Raw genomic sequence first — 708 nt, forward strand, 5'->3', positions numbered from 1 at the left:
CTCGTCCATCTGCACGATGGTCTGGTTCACCTGCTCGATCCCCGCCGCCTGCTCCTGCGAGGCCGCCGAGATCTCGCCCATGATGTCCGTCACCCGCTGCACCGAGGCCACGATCTCCTCCATGGTCCGGCCGGCCTTCTCCGCCAGCGCCGCACCGTCGGCCACCTTGCCGGTGGAGTCCTCGATCAGCGCCTTGATCTCCTTGGCCGCCGTGGCCGAACGCTGGGCCAGCGAACGCACCTCGGTGGCCACCACCGCAAAGCCGCGGCCCTGCTCGCCGGCGCGCGCCGCCTCCACCGCGGCGTTGAGCGCCAGGATGTTGGTCTGGAAGGCGATCCCGTCGATCACCGAGATGATGTCGGCGATCTTGCGCGAGGCGGCCTGGATCTGGCCCATGGTGTCCACCACCTGGCCCACCACCTGGCCGCCCTCGGAGGCCACCGCGGCCGCACCGATGGCCAGCTGGTTGGCCTGGCGGGCGTGTTCGGCGTTCTGGCGCACGGTGGAGGTCAGTTCCTCCATGGAGGCGGCCGTTTCCTCCAGGTTGGCGGCCTGCTGTTCGGTGCGGCGGGACAGGTCGGCGTTGCCCGAGGCGATCTCGGTGGAGGCGGTGCTGATGGCGCCGGAGGCCTCCTGGATGCGGTGGACGATGGCCTTGAGCTGCTCGACGGTGGCGTTGGCGTCGTCGCGCATGCGGGCGAACACCCC

1 protein-coding gene is annotated in these 708 nt (G+C 70.6%); it reads right to left on the reverse strand.

What is annotated here, in order from left to right; all coding sequences use genetic code 11:
- On the reverse strand, positions 1–708 hold a 708-nt coding region (locus CR938_RS14330; protein ID WP_246191107.1), incomplete at both ends, for a methyl-accepting chemotaxis protein.

The sequence above is a fragment of the Pseudoxanthomonas taiwanensis genome (genome assembly GCF_010093135.1).
In the GTDB taxonomy this organism is placed as follows: Bacteria; Pseudomonadota; Gammaproteobacteria; order Xanthomonadales; family Xanthomonadaceae; genus Pseudoxanthomonas; species Pseudoxanthomonas taiwanensis.